This window comes from Geobacillus thermoleovorans, assembly GCF_001610955.1.
In the GTDB taxonomy this organism is placed as follows: domain Bacteria; phylum Bacillota; class Bacilli; order Bacillales; family Anoxybacillaceae; genus Geobacillus; species Geobacillus thermoleovorans.
Genome location: NZ_CP014335.1, coordinates 475,001 through 494,136 on the forward strand (window position 1 = coordinate 475,001; position 19,136 = coordinate 494,136).

The following is a 19,136-nucleotide window of genomic DNA, read 5'->3' on the forward strand; positions in this document are numbered from 1 at the left end:
AGACGGACAGGTCGAGCAGGGACGAAAGTCGGGCTTAGTGATCCGGTGGTTCCGCATGGAAGGGCCATCGCTCAACGGATAAAAGCTACCCCGGGGATAACAGGCTGATCTCCCCCAAGAGTCCACATCGACGGGGAGGTTTGGCACCTCGATGTCGGCTCATCGCATCCTGGGGCTGTAGTCGGTCCCAAGGGTTGGGCTGTTCGCCCATTAAAGCGGTACGCGAGCTGGGTTCAGAACGTCGTGAGACAGTTCGGTCCCTATCCGTCGCGGGCGGAGGAAATTTGAGAGGAGCTGTCCTTAGTACGAGAGGACCGGGATGGACGCACCGCTGGTGTACCAGTTGTCCCGCCAGGGGCACCGCTGGGTAGCTATGTGCGGACGGGATAAGCGCTGAAAGCATCTAAGCGTGAAGCCCCCCTCAAGATGAGATTTCCCACCGCGCAAAGCGGGTAAGATCCCTCGAAGATGACGAGGTCGATAGGTCCGAGGTGGAAGCGTGGCGACACGTGGAGCTGACGGATACTAATCGATCGAGGGCTTAACCAAGAAAAGCGCAGGCGAGCGGCTTCTTCCTGAGCACGGTTATCTAGTTTTGAGGGAATGAAAAAGTCTTGACAACAGGTCAACTTTCCTTATAATAAGACTTGTCCATTGTTGCCTAGTGGCTATGGCGGAGGGGAAACACCCGTTCCCATCCCGAACACGGAAGTTAAGCCCTCCAGCGCCGATGGTAGTTGGGGCCAGCGCCCCTGCAAGAGTAGGTCGCTGCTAGGCAATTTCGTGGAGGATTAGCTCAGCTGGGAGAGCACTTGCCTTACAAGCAAGGGGTCGGCGGTTCGATCCCGTCATCCTCCACCATCTTAATATAAAAGCTGACTTACTTTCTCATCATCGCGGGGTGGAGCAACGAGCCTTTGCTTCATCGAATTCGCTTCGAGTTGCCTCGACGCATCGAGCGTCTTTGAATCAGCTTGTAGAGGAAGAGGCAACGAACAACAACACTAAAAGCATTGTGAAAATCAACTTACTTTCTCATCATCGCGGGGTGGAGCAGTCCGGTAGCTCGTCGGGCTCATAACCCGAAGGTCGCAGGTTCAAATCCTGCCCCCGCAACCAAAGTTGGTCCCGTAGTGTAGTGGTTAACATGCCTGCCTGTCACGCAGGAGATCGCGGGTTCGAGTCCCGTCGGGACCGCCATTCTTTCAAAATTGTGAAAGATGAAAAATACGGCTCAGCAGCTCATTCGGTAGAGACGAGCATCCGCTTCATCGAATTCGCTTCGAGTTGCCTCGACGCATCGAGCGTCTTTGAATCAGCTTGTAGAGGAAGAGGCACAGAGCAATTCAGCGAGCGAGTTAAAAAATAATATATGGCTCGGTAGCTCAGTCGGTAGAGCAAAGGACTGAAAATCCTTGTGTCGGCGGTTCGATTCCGTCCCGAGCCACCATTTTTATCATAGTTCCGAAAGAAGGTTCCCGCTTCATGCAAAGCTAAGTGGGAGTAGTTCACAGACATGTCAGATGTTCAAACCACCCCGGCTTAGTTCAATGGGTAGCGACGAACATTCGCATCGTCGAGTCTGTTGCGAGTTGCCTCGACGCACTCAGCTTCCTCGAATCAGCTTGCAGAGGAAGAGGCACAACTAGGCAGACAACATGAGTCACTAACTAATTTTAAATGTGCCGGCTTAGCTCAATTGGTAGAGCAACTGACTTGTAATCAGTAGGTTGCGGGTTCAAGTCCTGCAGCCGGCATTCTTATTCCTTAATAACCCCTTAAGCCATTAAGGCGGCAACCGCGAGCCATTAGCTCAGTAACGAGCGCTACATCTTCGAGTTCGCTTCGAGTTGTCCCGACGCATCTGACATCTTCGAATATGCTAGTAGAGGAAGGGACATCGTTGTCTCGGAGTGTTATTGAACCCATGAGCCATTAGCTCAGTAACGAGCGCTGCATCTTCGAGTTTGCTTCGAGTTGCCTCGACGCACTTGGCATCTTTGAATCGGCTGGGAGAGGAAGAGGCAGGTAGAGTGAAACGAAGCTGTAGAGTGTTATCCTAACCATGAGCCATTAGCTCAGTAGGTAGAGCAACGAGCAAAGCATCTTCGGATTTGCTTCGAGTTGTCCCGACGCATCTGACATCTTCGAATATGCTAGTAGAGGAAGGGACATCGTTGTCTCGGAGTGTTATTGAACCCATGAGCCATTAGCTCAGTAGGTAGAGCATCTGACTTTTAATCAGAGGGTCGGAGGTTCGAGTCCTCCATGGCTCATCGTCTTGCGGAAGTAGTTCAGCGGTAGAACACCACCTTGCCAAGGTGGGGGTCGCGGGTTCGAGCCCCGTCTTCCGCTCCACTTCCGCCGGGGTGGCGGAATTGGCAGACGCACAGGACTTAAAATCCTGGGGTAGGTAACTACCGTGCCGGTTCGAGTCCGGCCCTCGGCACTTGTGCGCTCGTAGCTCAATTGGATAGAGCATCTGACTACGGATCAGAAGGTTAGGGGTTCGAATCCTCTCGAGCGCGTTTTGTCGGGAAGTAGCTCAGCTTGGTAGAGCACACGGTTCGGGTCCGTGAGGTCGCAGGTTCAAATCCTGTCTTCCCGATTTATCATGGGGCCTTAGCTCAGCTGGGAGAGCGCCTGCTTTGCAAGCAGGAGGTCATCGGTTCGATCCCGATAGGCTCCACCTTTTGACTTAAATTTGGCGGTGTAGCTCAGCTGGCTAGAGCGTACGGTTCATACCCGTGAGGTCGGGGGTTCGATCCCCTCCACCGCCACCATTATCGGACCTTTAGCTCAGCTGGTTAGAGCAGACGGCTCATAACCGTCCGGTCGTAGGTTCGAGTCCTACAAGGTCCACCATTATTATTGTTGCTTTTTTGGAGGAGTACCCAAGTGGTTGAAGGGGTCGGTCTTGAAAACCGAGAGGCGCCGCAAGGCGCGCGGGGGTTCGAATCCCTCCTCCTCCGCCATGCACTTTAAAATCGTGCCGGCTTAGCTCAATTGGTAGAGCAACTGACTTGTAATCAGTAGGTTGCGGGTTCAAGTCCTGCAGCCGGCACCAGAACGAGGCGACTATGGCGAAGTGGTTAACGCACCAGATTGTGGCTCTGGCATGCGTGGGTTCGATTCCCACTAGTCGCCCTTTTCATTAATATTCTATATTTGCGGGTGTAGTTTAGTGGTAAAACCTCAGCCACGAGCATCTGCATCATCGAATCTGCTTCGAGTTGCCCCGACGCATCTGGCTTCTATGAATCAGCTGGTAGAGGAAGGGGCATGGAAGCAGCGTGGCGGATGTTCAACTAAATGATATGCGGGTGTAGTTTAGTGGTAAAACCTCAGCCTTCCAAGCTGATGTCGTGGGTTCGATTCCCATCACCCGCTTTTTATGGGCCTATAGCTCAGCTGGTCAGAGCGCACGCCTGATAAGCGTGAGGTCGGTGGTTCAAGTCCACTTAGGCCCATTATTTTCCATTGAATATTTTTGGGTCATTCGCTATAATAATGGGCGAACAATGCCCCATCGTTCCACAGCAAAATCGGAGCGACGAGCTTCACATCTTCGAATTCGCTGCGAGTTGCCTCGACGCATCTCGCTTCCTTGAATTAGCTGGCAGAGGAAGAGGCAACGAGCACATTTGGAAGATGTGCATAACATATAGTTATTCATCATTCCGCAATAGCTCAGCGGTAGAGCAACCGGCTGTTAACCGGTAGGTCGTAGGTTCGAATCCTACTTGCGGAGCCATTTCTTTGGAGAAGTACCCAAGTGGCTGAAGGGGACGGTTTGCTAAACCGTTAGGTCGCAGTTTTGCGGCGCGCGGGTTCAAATCCCGCCTTCTCCGCCATAATGGCCCGTTGGTCAAGTGGTTAAGACACCGCCCTTTCACGGCGGTAACACGGGTTCGAATCCCGTACGGGTCACTGGTTGCTGGCACCAGAGATTCTGGTGCCCTTTTGTACAATTTCTTTTGTCGATTTTTGCGTTTTTTTCTTGCGATGCGTGTGGAAGTCTGTTATAATATCTCTCGTTAGCTTTAAAATTACGTTATGATTGTTGGGGACAACGCAGTGTTTCGTTTCGTTAAAGAACGAGGCATTGCGTTTTTTTCTTTATCACCCTAAACCGAGAAGACCCCCACTTCCACGCGTGAGCGTAGGTGGGAGAGAGTTCAAGTAGGGAGGGAGTCCCCCGTTTCCAACAGCAGGAAAGTGGGGGGGAAGATCAAATGAACAATTGGGCGTCGGCTTCGCCGCCATGAATTTGCACAAACATCGTTTGGATGGCTTGAAGCTGGCGCTTGGCGGTTTCTTCTGGCGTTGATGGGAGAAAGTAAACGATTTGCAAAGCGTTTTTCGTTTCTCTCGTCACGGCGGTCCGCTCCGAATCGACGATCGGACTGCCAAACGGCCCTCGTTCATCTTTGCTGACGAGTTTGTTGGCAAAGTTGACTGTGCGGCCGTTTAACGCGATGTATTCATCTTGTTCCGTGCCGATCGTGAGCGTCACTGTCCCGTTGATGCGGTCTAGATCATAGATGCCGAGCGGAATTTTATAATAGAGTGAAAAAAAGTTGTTTATGTCCGCCGCTGAATGGATAGGCGGAATGAAGCTTTTTTTCTGGATGCGTCGGTACAGGCTTTCACTTGACGGTCGATAGCGGCTTGGGTCCGTTCCGATTTGTTTGAAAGTACGGCGCCATTCGACCATCTCAGGGATGTCGGCAATCGACTTTTCCTGCAGCTCGATGTAAAGAGATTCTTGAAACAGCTCAAGCCTCCCCCTTAACATTTGCGGTGAATCGCTGACCTCGATATGATGATAGCGGATGACGCCGAATTTACCAGAAGGAAGGCGTTGCTTTAGTTGTTCTGATATCACGCATTTCATCTTGATCACCTCGGATTTCATTTTACCATATATGACGAAAGGAGGGAAAACGATGGATGTTGTGGCATTAAAGCAGGAAGTCATTGAGTACAGTCGGTCAATCGGCATTGATAAAATCGGATTTGCGAGCGCTGATCCGTTTGTTGAATTAAAGGAACGGCTGCGCCGCCAGCAGGAGCTCGGCTATCAGTCCGGTTTTGAGGAACCAGATATTGAGAAACGGACGAATCCTTCATTGCTTCTTCCGGAAGCAAAATCGATTATTGCCATTGCTCTTGCCTATCCGTCTAAAATGAAAAATGCGCCGCGGGGGACAAAGACGGAACGGCGCGGCGTTTTTTGCCGCGCTTCATGGGGAAAGGACTACCACGATGTGTTGCGGGAACGTTTGCAGCAGCTCGAGGAGTTTTTGCTGGCCAAAGTGCCCCATGCCCGCGTTCGCTCGATGGTGGATACCGGAGAGCTCGCTGATCGGGCGGTGGCGGAACGAGCAGGGATCGGTTGGAGCGGCAAGAACTGCTCTATTATTACACCGGAGTTTGGATCGTATGTGTATTTGGGAGAAATGATTACGAATATTCCATTTCCCCCTGATGAACCGGTTGAAAACCGATGCGGCACGTGCACGAAATGCATTGATGCCTGCCCGACCGGGGCGCTTGTGCAAGGGGGGCAACTGAACGCACAGCGGTGCCTTTCCTTTTTAACGCAAACGAAAGGCTTTTTAGCCGACGAGTTTCGGGAGAAAATCGGGAACCGGCTGTACGGCTGCGATACATGCCAGCAAGTCTGCCCGGAAAATAAGGGGAAAGACTTTCATTTGCATCCAGAATTCGAGCCGGATCCGGAAGCGGTAAAGCCGAAGCTCATCCCGCTGCTTCAGATGAGCAACCGTGAATTTAAAGAAACATTTGGGGCCATGGCGGGTTCATGGCGTGGGAAAAAGCCGATTCAGCGCAATGCCATTCTGGCGCTCGCCCATTACAAAGACCAAACCGCGGTGCCGCACTTACTGCGTTTGTTGAAAGAGGATAGCCGTCCCGTCATCCGCGGGACGGCGGCGTGGGCGCTCGGGAAAATCGGGGATCCAAGCGCTAAGCCTTACTTGGAGGCCGCGCGGCAAACGGAGGCGGATGCCGATGTGATCGCTGAGATTGAAAAAGGACTGAAACTGTTGGCTGAGGCAAAGGAATAGGGAAAAAAACGCAGCTTCCCCACATAAGGTAGTAACAAAAACGAAAGTGGTGGAAAGCAGCATGAAAAAACAGTTGCGCGCGTGGTTGGATGAGCGAGCCCGCTCGTTTGTGTCGGAAAGCAATATCCGAAGCGAAGAGGCGGCAAGAAAGCAACGGCTTTGCCAAAAGCGCGGTGCGGAGATCGTCCGTTGCACGATCCGGGGACAAATTGTCGGCAGGCAGACCATCGAGCGGGAAGCGAAAGTTATGTATATTGCCCACCATCAATTTTTAATTAAGCAAAGGGGTTCACTATATATAGAAGAACAGGTTGAGGAGCGATGCGCCTGTTTTGTTCGCGGTGAGCTTGTAACTGATGAACCGATCAACCGGTTGGGGAGGGATATGGAGGCGCCGCGCGTCGAACGAGAGCAATGGACGGGGGAGCGTCTTTCTTACCAGTATGACCGCGCCCGGGCGGTGCGGTATGCGGAAACGTGGTGGAATCGGCATAACCCGGTGTTTCCGTCGTTTCCGGTGGATTGCACGAATTTTGTCTCTCAATGCTTGTATGCAGGCGGGGCGCCGATGACGGGCTATCCGAACCGGGCGAGGGGATGGTGGTGTCAAAACGGAAGTTGGAGTTACAGCTGGGCTGTGGCCCATGCTTTTCGTTGGTATTTGAGCGGGTCGCGCATCGGCTTGCAGGCGGTGGAAGTGGCGGAGCCGGAGCAATTGATGGCAGGTGATGTCATCTGTTATGATTTTCAAGGGGACGGACGCTTCGACCACTCAACGATTGTGGTGGCGAAAGATCAGAACGGGATGCCGCTTGTGAACGCCCATACGACAAACAGCCGAATGCGCTATTGGTCGTATGAAGATTCAAGCGCCTATACGCCGAACATTCGCTATAAGTTTTTTCACATCATCGATCGCAAATAAACGTTGCTGAGGTGAAGGAAATGCCGCTTCATGTAGTGCTATACCAGCCAGAAATTCCAGCCAATACTGGAAACATCGCTCGTACGTGCGCAGCAACCGATACGTCGCTCCATTTGATCCGCCCGCTCGGTTTTTCTACGGATGATAAAATGTTAAAGCGCGCCGGGCTTGATTATTGGCCGTATGTCAATATTTCGTATTATGACTCGCTTGACGAACTATTCGCCCGCTTTCCGGAAGGGGAGTTTTATTTCATTACGAAATTCGGGCGCCGGTATTATGATTCGTTTGATTTCAGCGATACAGAAAAACATATTTTCTTTGTGTTCGGCCGTGAAACGACCGGACTGCCGAAGGAGCTGCTTGAGGCCAATATGGACCGTTGCCTTCGCATCCCGATGAATGACAAAGTGCGCTCGTTAAACTTGTCGAACACGGCGGCCATTTTAGTGTACGAAGCGTTGCGCCAACAACGGTTTTATGGGTTGTCATAAACAAAAAAACGACCTTCGCTCTGGAGGTCGTTTTTTTGGTCTTATTGTCTGACGCCTGGTTTGTCTTCATAGCCAGCGGTGAAAATGGCCGTCAAAAACGCAATGATAACCCCTAGCACAAGCAAAGTGCGCATCGTTTGTTCCTCCTTCATAATGAAAGTGGCAGGCGTTTCCCCTTTTATTATAGCGAATATGGCCAAGCATGTGAATGACCGCAGTTGGTTGTTAGGAGACAAAATTTTTTTTTGCGGCGAATGATACGGGACATCCTCGCATAAATTGTAATAATCTTGCTGTTAGACATCCAAGGGTGAGGAGGTCCTTTATGGATATTTTGCAAAAAATCGCCCGGTATCGGGAAGAAGAAGAAAAGTTGAAATGGGAAGGAACGTTTGCTGAGTATTTAAAGATTTTAAAAGAAAAGCCGTGGGTGGCCCAGTCGGCTCATTCGCGTGTTTATAATATGATCAAAGATGCTGGGGTCGAAGAGGTGAATGGGCGGAAACGATATAAGTTTTTCAGCCAGCACCTGTTCGGGCTTGAGGAGGCGCTTGAGCGGCTCGTTGAGGAATATTTCCACCCGGCGGCGAAGCGGCTTGATGTGCGGAAACGGATTTTGCTGCTGATGGGGCCAGTTGGCGGCGGGAAGTCGACGCTTGTGACTTTGCTAAAGCGTGGGCTTGAAGAGTATTCAAAAACAGAGCGCGGCGCGGTGTATGCCATTAAAGGGTGCCCGATGCATGAAGATCCGCTTCACCTCATTCCTCACCATTTGCGCGACGATTTTTACCGCGAATACGGCATTCGCATCGAAGGCGAGCTGTCGCCGCTCAATATGATGCGGCTTGAGAAAGAGTACGGCGGACGCATTGAAGACGTGCTAGTGGAGCGCATTTTCTTCTCGGAAAACCGCCGCGTCGGCATCGGGACGTTCAGTCCGTCTGATCCAAAATCGCAAGACATCGCCGATTTAACGGGAAGCATCGATTTTTCAACGATCGCGGAATACGGCTCCGAGTCCGACCCGCGCGCGTACCGGTTTGACGGCGAGCTGAACAAAGCCAACCGCGGGATTATGGAATTTCAAGAGATGTTAAAGTGCGATGAAAAATTTCTTTGGCATTTGCTGTCGCTGACGCAAGAAGGCAATTTCAAGGCTGGGCGGTTTGCTTTAATCAGCGCCGACGAATTGATTATCGCTCATACGAACGAAACGGAATATCGGTCGTTCATCGCCAACAAAAAGAACGAGGCGCTCCATTCGCGCATCATCGTCATGCCGATTCCATACAACTTGCGCGTCTCGGAAGAAGAGCGCATTTACGAAAAAATGATCCGCGAAAGCGATGTCGCCGACGTGCATATCGCTCCACATACGTTGCGGATTGCGGCCATGTTTACGATTTTGACGCGGTTGAAAGAATCGAAGCGGCCGGATGTGGATTTATTGAAGAAAATGCGCTTGTATGATGGCGAAATGATCGAAGGATTCAGCGAGGTCGATGTGGAGGAGCTGAAAAAGGAGCATCCGGACGAGGGGATGAGCGGCATCGACCCACGCTATGTCATCAACCGCATTTCTGCCTGCATCATTCGCAAAGGAGTGCCGTCGATCAATGCGCTTGACGTGCTTCGTTCGTTGAAAGAAGGGTTGGATCAGCATCCGTCGATCACGAAGGAAGACCGCGAGCGGTACTTGAACTTCATTTCGCTTGTGCGTAAAGAATATGACGAAATCGCCAAACAAGAAGTGCAAAAGGCGTTCGTCTATTCGTATGAAGAGTCGGCGAAAACGTTGATGGATAACTATTTGGACAACGTCGAGGCGTACTGCAACAAGACGAAACTGCGCGATCCGCTCACTGGCGAGGAAATGAATCCGGATGAAAAGCTGATGCGCTCGATCGAGGAACAAATCGGCATTTCCGAAAATGCGAAAAAAGCGTTTCGTGAAGAAATTTTAATCCGCATTTCCGCCTATGCGCGCAAAGGGCAGCGATTTGATTACAACTCGCATGAACGGCTGCGCGAGGCAATCCAGAAAAAACTGTTCGCTGATCTAAAAGATATTGTGAAAATTACAACGTCGACGAAAACACCGGATGAGCAGCAGTTGAAAAAAATTAACGAAGTCGTCGCCCGCCTCATTGATGAATACGGGTACAACTCCACGTCAGCCAACGAATTGCTCCGCTATGTCGGCAGCTTGTTGAACCGCTAGGCATGCCTCAAGCGCTGAGGCATGCTTTTTTTATCCTCCTCCTCTGTCTGACCGAGTTGCACAGGGAGGGTCGAGCAAAGACGACGCAGCGAGCTTCGCTAAAAGGAAGAGAACAAGAGGGCGCGAAGCTGATAATCGGGCTTGTCTACTTTTCTATTTTCCTCATTCATTGGTCAATTATTTTGAATTTTTGCATACGATAAAATAAACCAACTTGGCATAGTGATGGCCCGTTTTGATGACGCCAACATAAGTATATGCGGGAAAGCGAAAAGTGTGAAAATGATTTTTTCAAAGGAGGGGAAAACATGAAGGGGAATTTTGTTGTATCGAAGGAAGACTGGTCCCTCCACCGCAAAGGATATGATGATCAAAAGCGCCATCAAGAAAAAGTGAAGGAAGCGATCAAAAACAATTTGCCCGACTTAATTACGGAAGAAAGCATTATCATGTCCAACGGGCGCGATGTGATTAAAATTCCGATCCGCTCGCTCGATGAATACAAAATCCGCTACAATTATGAGAAAAACAAACACGTCGGCCAAGGAAATGGAGACAGCCAAGTCGGTGATGTGGTGGCCCGAGACGGAAGCGGGGAGGGGCAGGGGCCAGGAAAAGGCCAAGGTGCTGGCGATTTGCCGGGCCAAGATTATTACGAAGCTGAAGTGTCGCTGATGGAGATTGAGGAAGCGTTCTTTAGCCAATTGGAGCTGCCCAACTTGCAACGAAAAGAGCTGGATCAAAATGTAACCCAACATATCGAATTTAACGACATCCGCCGCACCGGGCTGATGGGGAATATCGATAAGAAGCGGACGATGCTCGCTGCCTTCAAGCGCAATGCCATGAACGGCAAACCAGGCTTTTATCCGATTTACCGTGAAGATTTGAAGTTTAAAACGTGGAACGAAGTCGTCAAACCAGAATCGAAGGCGGTCGTCTTGGCGATGATGGACACAAGCGGATCGATGGGCATGTGGGAAAAATATATGGCACGCAGCTTTTTCTTCTGGATGACCCGCTTTTTGCGCACGAAATACGAAACAGTGGACATCGCCTTTATCGCCCATCATACGGAAGCAAAAGTCGTCAGTGAGGAGGAGTTTTTCACGAAAGGGGAAAGCGGTGGAACGATTTGCTCATCAGCCTACCGCAAGGCGCTTGAACTCATTGAGACAAAATATCCACCGTCGCGCTACAACATTTATCCGTTCCACTTCTCGGACGGCGACAACCTGACATCGGACAATGCCCGCTGCGTGAAGCTTGTTCAGGAGCTGATGAAAGTATCGAACATGTTTGGGTATGGGGAAGTCAACCAGTACAATCGCCATTCCACGCTCATGTCGGCGTATCGCAATATTAAGGATGAAAAGTTCCGCTACTATATTTTGAAGCAAAAATCGGATGTGTTCCACGCGATGAAAACATTTTTCCGCAAAGAAGAGAGCAAGCAGCTTGTTTGATCCTCTTGTTGGCTGGAAGGGGGATTTCTTTTTTTTTGGAAGCGGGGAAGAGCGGTTTCCTTCCCCGTTGGATACGTTATTGCTTTTGTAATGTAGCAACCATGGCGAGCACGGCGCCAAGCACGTCTTCGCTGCTTGGAGCGTGTACGGTCAATAGCATCGGCGTCGGTTGGGCGCTGGCGATGACATGAACCGTGACGCCGTCTGTTTGGGCGGTGTACCAAACCGCATCAGTGAACGGCTTAGGCAACCCGTCCGTTTGTTGGCGGGCGGCGTTGGCGTCGACTGCTTGGGCATGTTCTTTCGCTAGTTGTTCATAGTTTGTTTCACCCGGAGAAAGCAAGCGGATGCGGGCGAATGCGTCGCCATGAAGCAGGACATCGGCACTCGGTTCTTCGGCGTCAAGCGTCCACCCTTCCAAAACATAGAGGGAAAAATGTTGATTGTCGCTCGTTTGCAGCGTCGCTGTTTCGGTGATGGTTTGGTTTCCTGTCCGATAGGACAAAGAAGTCGTTGGCTGCGAAGAGGCAGGTTGCTCTTCGTCAGCGGGCGGCTGCCCGGAGGTTTCTTCCTTTGCGGCTGCTTGTCTACTCGCCGCCGCATCCGATTGGCCGGAAGAAGCTTGCTTTTCGTTTGGCGGCTGCACATTGGCGGACGTTTCTCTTGAGGCGGCTGGCTGTTGTTCTTTCGCTGCTTTTGTTGCTGACTCCTGCGCTTTCATTCCGCAGCCAACCAGCAAGGCGGAGGCGACAGCGAGAGAGAACAACAGTTTCCAGTATCGAGTCATGTTCATTCCTCCTTATGTTCTCCATATACTCCCCATTATACCAATTGAAACGGTGGAAACAAACAGAATGGTTTCCCTATTTTTTCTGCTTGTTTGTTTTTGCACGTTGTTTGACGTGCAAGGCGATATGCGCCCCGCCCCAAACAGCGGCGACGAGCAGAACGAGTGAAGCAAATCCGTAAAGCATGTTGTCCCCCTCCTCATGTATACTAGATGGCAGGATCCACAATAATGTATGAAACGCGTTTCAAGGCAAGTCTTTTTTAGGGAGTGTGTGAATATGGCCAATATCCGTGACTTGGCGAAAGAGGCAGGCGTATCGGTGGCTGCTGTATCAAGGGTGTTGAACGGATATCCGTATGTGAGCGAGGAAAAGCGGAAGACGGTTGGGAAGCAGTGGAGAAGCTCAATTACACGAAAAATATTCAGGCCGTCCATTTGGCGAAAGGAAGGGCAGCGATTGTCGGCGTTATGCTTCCGTACATTCATCATCCTTATTTTTCTGCGATAATGGGAGGTATACCCAAAGAGGCGCTCCGTTATGGCTACCAACTGCTTTTGGTTCAGACGAATTATGACGTGGAGAGGGAACTCGAGGCGTTAGAGCGGCTGCGGATGAGGCAAATGGATGGGCTGATCGTGTGCTCCCGCGAAGTGGGCTGGGAGGCGTTTGCCGCTTATCAGGAAGACGGTCCCATCGTTTTTATGCGAACATGTCAGAGAGCACGATTTTCTTGCTGTTTACACCGTCGCTTTGCCACATTTTCAGCTGGGAGGGAAAGCGTTTCGCTTGATTCATCATTGGCTGGAGACAGGCAATGTGACGCGAAAGCAGGAAGAGCTGCCTGCCCGGTTGCTGGTGCGGGATACGGCATAATAGGGCCTGGCTTTCCGTCTCTGACAACCAGCTTGAAGCCGCTCGAAACGGCATCGTGTTATGTTGCTTTCAGATGGTACCGATTCACTGGGCGTCCGACGCCGCCGTATTGAACATCGAGCACGACTTTTCCCGTTTTCTCAAGGTACTCCAAATAGCGGCGGGCGGTGACGCGGGCGATGCCGACTCCTTCGGCCACTTCCTCGGCGGAAACGGGGAAGCGGTGTTGACGCAAATAGGCGATCACTTTTTCCAATGTTACCTCATTCAGTCCTTTCGGAAGCTCGGAGGACGGTCCGGCCGGTTGTTCAGTCGCCCGCCTTAGGGCATCGAGTTCCACCTGGGTGAGCGATTCCTTTTCCGCAAGCGACCGGCGGAAGGTCCGATAATTTTCCAACGCCTGTTTGAGCCGTTCAAATTTAAACGGTTTCACAATGTAATCGAAGGCGCCGTTTTGCAGGACGCGGCGCACCGTTTCAATGTCGCTCGCCGCGGTAATGGCGATGATATCAACTTCATGGCCGCGGGCGCGGATTTGTTTTAATGTTTCAAGGCCGTCCAGCTGCGGCATGTAAATATCAATCATCGCTAAATCCGGACGGAGCTCGTGAATGAGGTGGAGTCCTTCTTCACCGTTTCGAGCGAGGCCGATGACGGTGAAGCCGTCCACTTGTTCAATCATTTGCCGGTTCACTTCTTGCACCATCGGGTCATCCTCGATCAACAACACGCGATACATAGCCTTTTCCTCCTTCGTCTCGACGGGAGTGTCTTTCGCGGCCGCCGCTGCATGAATGGGTAGTCACATATCAAAGGTAACAGTAAACACCGTTCCTTTCCCTTCCTCCGACTGCACATCGATGCGCCCGTTTCCCTTTTCCACAATTTGCTTCACCAAATACAAGCCGATGCCGCGTCCGTTTTCCCCTTTGGTTGAAAAGCCTTCATCAAAAATGCGGTCAATATGCTCGCGAGCAATGCCTTGGCCGTTGTCTTCGACCGAGAGGGAACAAATTTCTTCATTTTGTTCAAGGCTGACGTAAATTTCTTTTTCCCGGTCGGTTACGCCGCGAAAGGCATCGAAGGCGTTTTCAATTAAATTGCCAAGGAGAACAACAAAATCATGGTGATCGAGATGCGGCGGAAAGCGGTGCAGCCGGCTGTGCCGGTCGATTGTCACGCGGATGCCGAGCTCCTTGCCGCGGCGGATTTTGCTTAAGAGCAATCCAGAAATGCTTTCGTCCTTGATGTTGCGGCTTAAAAACTGCGTCAGTTCTGCTTGTTCCTCTGTAACTTGGAACACGTACTCGAGCGCTTTTTCAATATGGCCGAGCTGAATAAGGCCGGCGATCGTATGAAGTTTGTTCATGTATTCATGATTTTGCACGCGCAAGGCGTGGACAAACGCCTTTACGCCCGTCAATTCTTCGGCCAGCCGTTTCACTTCCGTCCGGTCTTGGAAAATGGCGATGGCGCCGACCGTTTTTCCGTTGACTTTGATCGGGATGCGGTTGCTCCAAATCGTTAAATTGCCGATCTGCAACTCCTTATTGTAAATCGGCTTGTTTACTTCCAAGATTTCCGGAAGGTGTGTGTCCGGAATGATGGAACGGATCGATCGGCCGATGACATCCCCTTTGACGCCGAGCATTTGTTTTGCCCGGTCGTTGAAGATGGTAATTTTTTCATCGCTGTCAATGGCGATGACGCCTTCATGCATGGCGTTAAACGCTTCCGTCCGTTCGATCAGCAGCTTGGCGATCTCATGCGGTTCCAGCTCAAACATTTGCCGCTTGATATGGGAGGCGAGCAGCCATGCGCCAATTCCACCGACAACGAGCGACAAAACGACCGCTACAGCAGCTTCTTCTTTCAAAGAATCAATGGCTTCAAAAAACGTCGGCAACCGGTAGGCGGCGATGACGACGCCAATTTGTTCGTGATCGCTGTTCATAATGGGAACGAAGGCGCGAACCACTGTCCCGATTTCCCCGCGGGCTTTGGAAGTGTACGTATGTTCGGCAAACGCCGGCCCCTCATCAGCACCGCGGGAGATCGTGCCGATCATCGCAGGAAGCGGATGGGAGAGGCGCACTTTGTTCATATCGAGAACGACGATATAGTCGGCGCTGTGAATGACGCGCACCCGCTCGACGACCGGATTGATCAGCGCCCGGCTTTGTTTGTTTTCGACAATATGGCGTCTGACTTCGGGCATCTCGGAGACGGTGCGCGCGGTTAGCAAGGCGCGCTGGCTGAGTTCCTCCTCCTTTGTATGGAAAAAGTCGCTGATGATGAATACACCGCTCAGCAACATGGAAAAGCTGACGATGGCGAAAATCAAAATCGTAATTTTCCAGCGAATCGGCAGCCGGTTCATGGCGGAACTCCTTTTTGGCAATCATGATTGCTGTTGAACATGCCATATGAATCGGGAAAGGAATAAATCAACGTTTTTTTTCATTATACCAAATCTTCTTGAATGGAAAGAAACGAAAGGTGTAAAATGGCGGTGGGGAACAAATATTCTGCCCGCCAGCATAGAAGATGGGGCATACGTAAGGCGTGGCGATTGCTGCTTTCAAACCGAATCCGTGAGCTCCAGCCGCTTTTTTGCTTCAATGATTCGAGTCGGCGGGGAGCATTCCGTTGGAGTGCAATTTTAGCAATAGGATGGAAGAATGGTGTGAACAATGGGGAAAAAGTGGAGAGCATGGACAATCCTTTTGTTTGTCGGCCTCGGTCTGGTCGGCTGGGCAGCTAGCCGTCAACTGGGACGTGAACCACTTGTTTATGACGACGAGCAAAAGGGGTTGAAAAAGCAAATCATTATTTATTTCAGCCATGTCGTAGCAGAGAATACGCCAAAAGGGTTGGCGGCGCAAAAGTTTGCCGAGCTCGTCGAGCAAAAAACAAACGGCCGCGTCAAAGTCGAAGTGTTCCCGAACGGCTCGCTTTATTCGGATGGGGAAGAGCTTGATGCGCTGTTGCGCGGCGACGTGCAAATGATCGCGCCATCATTTTCAAAGGTGACAGAGCTTGTCCCCGAATGGCAAGTGCTCGATTTGCCGTTTTTGTTCCGCGATGAGGACGACGTGCGCCGCGTGTTTACTGGAAAAGTGGGCGCCGAGCTGCTTCGGATGCTGGAGGCAAAAGGAATTAAAGGACTGGCGTTTTGGAGCAATGGATTTAAGCAAATGATGAGCACAACCCGTCCGCTCATCGCCCCTGACGATTTTCGCGGCTTGCGTTTTCGCATTATGCCGAGCGAAGTGATTGAAAAGCAGTTTCGTTTGCTTGGCGGTGAACCGGTTGCTGTTTCATTTGACCGCGTTTATCAGGAGCTTGAACAGCATAAGTTTGATGGGCAGGAAAATACGATTTCTAATATTTATTCGAAAGGGTTTTACAAATTTCAACCGTATATTACAATCAGCAATCACGGGTATCTCGGGTACGCAGTCATGATGAATCAGTCATTTTGGGACAGTTTGCCGAAAGACATCCAGCAAAAAATAACTGAAGCGATGGCTGAAGCGACGCGTTGGAATTTAGAGCAGTCGAAAGAGCAAAACGAACGGGAGCTCAAGCAGCTCGAGCGGCGTGAAGATGTCTTCCTTTACCGGCTGTCGGAAGAGGAGAAACGGAAATGGGAGCAGAAGTTCGCCCCGCTGTACGACGAGTTTACGAGGCAGTTTGGTTCCAGGCTTTTGAATGAAATTAGAGGATCGTAATAGGCTTCCGCGGGCGGAAGCTTTTTTGTTTTTGAACAGCAAAAAAGGTCAAGACCAAAAAGACCAAAACGACCATTATCACCATAATATTTTGATTTCAACGATTTTTCTTTATGATAATGTTGAAAGCGTTGCCAATATATCGAAAGGAGTGGGAGAAATGCGGAGAAAACTGAAAAACTTGACGGTGCAAGTCATCATCGGCATTATTTTAGGGATCATTGTCGGATTTCTATTTCCAGAATTCGGAGCGAAGTTAAAAGTATTGGCAGACGGATTTATTAAGCTGATTAAAATGGTGATCGCCCCGATCATTTTCTTCACCGTCGTCATCGGAATCGGCAATATGGGCGACTTGAAAAAGGTCGGCCGCATCGGCGGCAAGGCGCTCATTTATTTTGAAATTGTCACGACGTTTGCGTTGGCGATCGGGATTGTCGTCGTCAACCTTGTCAAACCAGGGGTTGGGTTTCATACCGATGCAGTAAAAGGCGGCGACATTTCACAATACACGAAACAAGCGGAAGAAACAAGCCACGGTTTTGTTGACTTCATTTTAAGCATCATTCCCGACAACGTCGTTGCCGCGATGGCGAGCGGCCAACTGCTTCCGGTGCTCTTCTTCGCCGTGTTGTTCGGTTTAGCGGCTGCCGCGCTTGGGGAAAAAGCAAAACCAGTGATTTCCTTGTTTGAACGGCTGGCAGAAATTTTCTTCGGCGTCGTCAACATGGTTATGAAGGTGTCGCCGATCGCCGCGTTCGGCGCGATGGCGTACACGATCGGCACGTTCGGCCTCGGATCGCTCGTGTCGCTCGGTAAATTGATGGGTTCTGTTTACATTACGATGGCGCTCTTCATTTTCGTCGTGCTTGGCGGGATTGCCAAGTTTTATGGGTTTAACATCTTTAAGTTTCTCGCTTATATCAAAGAGGAACTGTTGCTTGTTTTGGGCACGTCTTCGTCTGAATCAGCGCTGCCGCGGCTAATGGAACGTTTGGAAAAATACGGGTGCTCGAAATCGGTTGTTGGTCTTGTCGTTCCGACAGGGTATTCGTTTAACCTAGACGGCACATCGATTTACCTGTCGATGGCAGCCATTTTCATCGCCCAAGCGTACGGCATTGATTTAACCATTTGGCAAGAGCTGACGTTGCTTGGCGTATTAATGCTCACCTCGAAAGGGGCAGCAGGGGTTACCGGTTCGGGATTCATTACGTTGGCAGCGACTTTGGCGGCGTTCCCGATGATCCCGGTCGAAGGCATCGCCTTGTTGCTTGGGGTTGACCGCTTCATGTCGGAAGCGCGGGCGATTACGAATATTATCGGCAATGCTGTAGCGACAGTGGTTGTTTCGAAAATGGAAAACGAGTTTCATCCGAACGAAGCTGAAGTGGAGCGCGCCTCGATGAGCGTGGCCAAATAAGAGTCAGGAGCCGATCTGCAAGTCCAATTGACAGCTTTTCCGTTCGCATGTTTCTGACTGCGTCGGGAAAGGAGCCGCACGCTGCAAATCGCCGAATGGATGAAAAAAGGAATGCAATGACAGCGCGAGGGGAACGTTTCCCCTCGTTTTTGCGTTGATTTTCCCCTAAAGAAAGAACAAGAGGGACGTGGGGAAGTGAGAAAGGAGAGCAAGCATATATTTTGATTTTCTTTCCCTCTTTTCCCATAATGAAACTATAATGACGCTCGAGGAGGAGAGGATATGAACGGCCTGCAAGATTGCGCCACTTTGCATAACGGGGTGAAAATGCCTTGGGTCGGCCTTGGCGTTTATAAAGTCAAAGAAGGGGAGGAAGTAAGAAGCGCGGTGCGCACCGCGCTCGAGATCGGCTACCGCCATGTCGATACAGCCGCTTTTTATGAAAACGAAGAAGGTGTCGGTCGAGCGATCCGCGAATCCGGCATTCCTCGCGAACAAGTGTTCGTGACAACGAAAGTATGGAACACCGATCAAGGGTATGAGACGACGCTGAAGGCGTTTGACAAAAGTTTGAAAAAACTCGGGTTCGATTATGTCGACTTGTATTTGGTCCACTGGCCGGTGAAAGGGAAGTATAAAGAGACGTACAAGGCGCTGGAAAAGTTGTATAAAGACGGTTATGTGCGCGCGATCGGCGTAAGCAATTTCCATATCCACCATTTGCAAGATGTACTGGCGGATTGTGAAATCAAGCCGATGGTCAACCAAGTCGAGTATCACCCGCGCCTGACGCAAAAAGAGTTGCTTACGTTTTGCCGGGAAAACGGCATCCAGCTTGAAGCATGGTCGCCGCTCATGCGCGGGGAAATTTTAAGCGAACCGACGATCATTGACATTGGGCGCAAGTACGGGAAAACGCCGGCGCAGGTGGTGTTGCGCTGGGATTTGCAACACGGCGTTGTGACGATCCCGAAGTCGGTGACGCCGGCGCGGATCAAGGAAAACGCTGATATTTTTGATTTCTCGCTGACCGACGAAGAAATGAAACAGATCGACGCGTTGAACTTGAACAAACGGGTCGGTCCTGACCCAGACAATTTCAATTTTTGATGTCCCC

The 19,136-nt window shown here is 50.8% G+C and carries 14 protein-coding genes, 21 tRNA genes and 2 rRNA genes (1 of these 37 cut by a window edge); 33 read left to right on the forward strand and 4 right to left on the reverse strand.

Going from position 1 to position 19,136, the window contains the following annotated elements; translation table 11 throughout:
* From GT3570_RS02410 to GT3570_RS02520, 23 genes are all read left to right on the forward strand, one after another.
* Positions 1–549, forward strand: a 23S ribosomal RNA gene (locus GT3570_RS02410) (it extends 2,381 nt beyond the left edge of the window).
* Positions 550–660: 111 nt separating this feature from the next.
* Positions 661–777, forward strand: a 5S ribosomal RNA gene (gene rrf / locus GT3570_RS02415).
* Between the two features lie 8 nt (positions 778–785).
* Positions 786–861: transfer RNA gene (locus GT3570_RS02420), tRNA-Val, on the forward strand.
* A gap of 181 nt (positions 862–1,042) precedes the next feature.
* Positions 1,043–1,119, forward strand: a tRNA-Met gene (locus GT3570_RS02425).
* 5 nt (positions 1,120–1,124) lie between these two features.
* Positions 1,125–1,200 (forward strand) — tRNA-Asp (locus GT3570_RS02430).
* Between the two features lie 174 nt (positions 1,201–1,374).
* Positions 1,375–1,450 (forward strand) — tRNA-Phe (locus GT3570_RS02435).
* A 234-nt stretch (positions 1,451–1,684) separates the two neighbouring features.
* A tRNA-Thr gene (locus GT3570_RS02440) sits at positions 1,685–1,757 on the forward strand.
* Between the two features lie 446 nt (positions 1,758–2,203).
* Positions 2,204–2,276: transfer RNA gene (locus tag GT3570_RS02445), tRNA-Lys, on the forward strand.
* A 7-nt stretch (positions 2,277–2,283) separates the two neighbouring features.
* Positions 2,284–2,358: transfer RNA gene (locus tag GT3570_RS02450), tRNA-Gly, on the forward strand.
* Between the two features lie 5 nt (positions 2,359–2,363).
* A tRNA-Leu gene (locus GT3570_RS02455) sits at positions 2,364–2,449 on the forward strand.
* A 5-nt stretch (positions 2,450–2,454) separates the two neighbouring features.
* Positions 2,455–2,528: transfer RNA gene (locus tag GT3570_RS02460), tRNA-Arg, on the forward strand.
* A 6-nt stretch (positions 2,529–2,534) separates the two neighbouring features.
* Positions 2,535–2,608 (forward strand) — tRNA-Pro (locus tag GT3570_RS02465).
* Positions 2,609–2,616: 8 nt separating this feature from the next.
* Positions 2,617–2,689 (forward strand) — tRNA-Ala (locus tag GT3570_RS02470).
* A gap of 17 nt (positions 2,690–2,706) precedes the next feature.
* Positions 2,707–2,783, forward strand: a tRNA-Met gene (locus tag GT3570_RS02475).
* 5 nt (positions 2,784–2,788) lie between these two features.
* Positions 2,789–2,865 (forward strand) — tRNA-Ile (locus tag GT3570_RS02480).
* 19 nt (positions 2,866–2,884) lie between these two features.
* A tRNA-Ser gene (locus GT3570_RS02485) sits at positions 2,885–2,975 on the forward strand.
* Positions 2,976–2,991: 16 nt separating this feature from the next.
* Positions 2,992–3,067, forward strand: a tRNA-Thr gene (locus tag GT3570_RS02490).
* Between the two features lie 7 nt (positions 3,068–3,074).
* Positions 3,075–3,147: transfer RNA gene (locus GT3570_RS02495), tRNA-His, on the forward strand.
* A 172-nt stretch (positions 3,148–3,319) separates the two neighbouring features.
* Positions 3,320–3,390: transfer RNA gene (locus GT3570_RS02500), tRNA-Gly, on the forward strand.
* Positions 3,391–3,396: 6 nt separating this feature from the next.
* Positions 3,397–3,470, forward strand: a tRNA-Ile gene (locus tag GT3570_RS02505).
* Between the two features lie 209 nt (positions 3,471–3,679).
* A tRNA-Asn gene (locus tag GT3570_RS02510) sits at positions 3,680–3,754 on the forward strand.
* A gap of 7 nt (positions 3,755–3,761) precedes the next feature.
* A tRNA-Ser gene (locus tag GT3570_RS02515) sits at positions 3,762–3,854 on the forward strand.
* Between the two features lie 4 nt (positions 3,855–3,858).
* Positions 3,859–3,930, forward strand: a tRNA-Glu gene (locus GT3570_RS02520).
* Between the two features lie 301 nt (positions 3,931–4,231).
* On the opposite strand, the gene GT3570_RS02525 is transcribed toward GT3570_RS02520, so the two are convergent.
* Entirely contained in the window at positions 4,232–4,897 is a 666-nt protein-coding gene (locus tag GT3570_RS02525) for a B3/B4 domain-containing protein (protein ID WP_011229985.1), read from the reverse strand.
* Positions 4,898–4,949: 52 nt separating this feature from the next.
* Between GT3570_RS02525 and queG the strand changes: the two genes are divergently transcribed.
* The 5 genes from queG (at position 4,950) to yhbH (ending at position 11,198) form a co-directional block, all read left to right on the forward strand.
* A complete protein-coding gene (queG, locus tag GT3570_RS02530; protein ID WP_062898384.1) occupies positions 4,950–6,092 on the forward strand; it encodes a tRNA epoxyqueuosine(34) reductase QueG in 1,143 nt (380 codons plus the stop codon).
* A 61-nt stretch (positions 6,093–6,153) separates the two neighbouring features.
* A complete protein-coding gene (locus GT3570_RS02535) occupies positions 6,154–7,017 on the forward strand; it encodes an amidase domain-containing protein (protein WP_011229987.1) in 864 nt (287 codons plus the stop codon).
* 20 nt (positions 7,018–7,037) lie between these two features.
* Positions 7,038–7,511 (forward strand): tRNA (uridine(34)/cytosine(34)/5-carboxymethylaminomethyluridine(34)-2'-O)-methyltransferase TrmL, encoded by a 474-nt coding sequence (gene trmL / locus GT3570_RS02540; RefSeq protein ID WP_011229988.1) that lies wholly within the window; start codon positions 7,038–7,040, stop codon positions 7,509–7,511.
* A 325-nt stretch (positions 7,512–7,836) separates the two neighbouring features.
* Positions 7,837–9,732 (forward strand): PrkA family serine protein kinase, encoded by a 1,896-nt coding sequence (locus tag GT3570_RS02545; protein WP_011229990.1) that lies wholly within the window; start codon positions 7,837–7,839, stop codon positions 9,730–9,732.
* A gap of 308 nt (positions 9,733–10,040) precedes the next feature.
* On the forward strand, positions 10,041–11,198 hold the full coding sequence (gene yhbH / locus GT3570_RS02550) for a sporulation protein YhbH (RefSeq protein ID WP_025039066.1): 1,158 nt from the start codon (positions 10,041–10,043) through the stop codon (positions 11,196–11,198).
* 76 nt (positions 11,199–11,274) lie between these two features.
* Here the strand turns inward: yhbH and GT3570_RS02555 are convergent, their stop codons facing one another.
* Positions 11,275–11,985 (reverse strand): hypothetical protein, encoded by a 711-nt coding sequence (locus GT3570_RS02555; RefSeq protein WP_023634418.1) that lies wholly within the window; start codon positions 11,983–11,985, stop codon positions 11,275–11,277.
* Positions 11,986–12,265: 280 nt separating this feature from the next.
* Here GT3570_RS02555 and GT3570_RS18945 point away from each other — a divergent pair, with 280 nt between their 5' ends.
* Both GT3570_RS18945 and GT3570_RS18950 read left to right on the forward strand, forming a co-directional pair.
* The gene (locus tag GT3570_RS18945) at positions 12,266–12,496 is read left to right on the forward strand and encodes a LacI family DNA-binding transcriptional regulator (RefSeq protein WP_235186688.1); all 231 of its coding nucleotides are present in this window, start codon (positions 12,266–12,268) and stop codon (positions 12,494–12,496) included.
* Positions 12,496–12,975, forward strand: coding sequence for a type 1 periplasmic-binding domain-containing protein (locus GT3570_RS18950; RefSeq protein WP_318258074.1), 480 nt, complete (start codon positions 12,496–12,498; stop codon positions 12,973–12,975). Before GT3570_RS18945 ends, GT3570_RS18950 begins: the two co-directional genes overlap by 1 nt.
* Here the strand turns inward: GT3570_RS18950 and GT3570_RS02565 are convergent.
* Both GT3570_RS02565 and GT3570_RS02570 read right to left on the reverse strand, forming a co-directional pair.
* Positions 12,921–13,601, reverse strand: a complete 681-nt coding sequence (locus GT3570_RS02565; RefSeq protein WP_011230062.1) for a response regulator — start codon at positions 13,599–13,601, stop codon at positions 12,921–12,923. The genes GT3570_RS18950 and GT3570_RS02565 overlap by 55 nt on opposite strands.
* A 63-nt stretch (positions 13,602–13,664) precedes the next feature.
* Positions 13,665–15,242, reverse strand: a complete 1,578-nt coding sequence (locus GT3570_RS02570; protein WP_011230063.1) for an ATP-binding protein — start codon at positions 15,240–15,242, stop codon at positions 13,665–13,667.
* A gap of 313 nt (positions 15,243–15,555) precedes the next feature.
* Between GT3570_RS02570 and GT3570_RS02575 the strand changes: the two genes are divergently transcribed.
* The 3 genes from GT3570_RS02575 to GT3570_RS02585 all read left to right on the forward strand — a co-directional run bounded on the left by GT3570_RS02575 (position 15,556) and on the right by GT3570_RS02585 (position 19,129).
* Positions 15,556–16,596 (forward strand): TRAP transporter substrate-binding protein, encoded by a 1,041-nt coding sequence (locus GT3570_RS02575; RefSeq protein WP_062898385.1) that lies wholly within the window; start codon positions 15,556–15,558, stop codon positions 16,594–16,596.
* 160 nt (positions 16,597–16,756) lie between these two features.
* A complete protein-coding gene (locus tag GT3570_RS02580) occupies positions 16,757–18,019 on the forward strand; it encodes a dicarboxylate/amino acid:cation symporter (RefSeq protein WP_025039067.1) in 1,263 nt (420 codons plus the stop codon).
* A gap of 282 nt (positions 18,020–18,301) precedes the next feature.
* Complete coding sequence (locus GT3570_RS02585; protein WP_011230066.1) at positions 18,302–19,129, forward strand: aldo/keto reductase; 828 nt, start codon at positions 18,302–18,304, stop codon at positions 19,127–19,129.
* The last annotated feature ends 7 nt before the right edge of the window (positions 19,130–19,136 follow it).